Genomic DNA, 1,135 nt, shown 5'->3' with positions numbered 1-1,135 from the left:
GCGCGAAACCTGAACCCCGCCAATCAGCAACTCGCCTGCAACGCCGAGGGGAACAGGCGCTATATGCGAATTGACAATGTAAGCTTGTGTATTTGGAATTGGTTTCCCGATATTGTGGTATCCTTGTGGGGCAAAAGCGTCGAAAATCATGGAGGTTACATTGCAGGTTGCTTCAGTTGGTCCATAACCAAAAACAAGATCTGCACCGTCTAATTTTTGAGCAACACGCTCCCTCAGAGAGATAGGCAGAGCCGCCCCTCCACAATAAACAAAATGCAATTTGTTTAGCCAAGCCTCTGGCATCACCCCAAACAGCTGATCCAGCACCAAGGGCGTCGTATTGAGAGCGTTGATTGGAAGCTTTTCAAGTTGACCCGGCTCCATGAGTAAAACACTAGTGCGTGCGCACCAAAGAACGCCTCCCCCAATAAGCGGCAACAACATTTCTCGGATCGAACTGTCAAAACCGGAAGAAGTTGTCAGGACCATCTCCAACGCTTCCGGCGTTGCAGCAGATGTCATGACCCAGCAAAGAAATTTGTACAAATTGTCTTGGCTGACACCAACACCTTTTGGCTGGCCGGTTGACCCCGACGTGTAGATTACATAAGCAAGAGACTGTGCGAAGGTCGACGTAGACTGTTCAGGATCCTTGACCTCTATTTCCGAAAATTGGGTCATTTCAACCGAGGTCGCAGTGCCATCCAGAACAAAAGTCTGATGTCCGGCCCTGTCGCTTGGGCTAAGCAGTCTTTCGCCGAGCTTCTGGCTTGTCAAAACCAAACCCGCTCCGGCATCCTCAAGCATGAAGGCAAGCCGCTCTTGAGGGTAGTTTGGATCAAGGGGCAGATAGACCCCGCCCGCCTTCCAGATTGCCAAGAGCGCGATGATCAATTCCGCGGAACGCTCCAGGTACACGCCGACCACACATTCCGGCCCGACACCGCGTGCAATCAGATAGCCCGCTAAACGGTTCGAGGTTTTGTCTAGTTCGCCGTAGGACAGTATCTGATCGCCATCGATCATCGCAGGAGCATCCGGGCGCATCTGGACCTGATCTGTAAACAGATCAATAACGGTCTTATCTGTCGGATAGTCGGCAGCAGTGTCGTTGAAGCCATGCAGCACAAGCTCC

Annotated in this window: 1 protein-coding gene; it reads right to left on the bottom strand. The window is 51.9% G+C overall.

From position 1 onward, the window contains the following. A partial coding sequence (locus tag E1297_RS01570; protein WP_368669428.1) for an AMP-binding protein occupies nt 1–1,128 on the bottom strand: 1,128 nt, incomplete at its 3' end. Nucleotides 1,129–1,135 lie beyond the last annotated feature (7 nt).

This window comes from Roseibium sp. RKSG952, from assembly GCF_009711355.1.
This window is presented reverse-complemented; position numbering and strand designations above follow the sequence as displayed.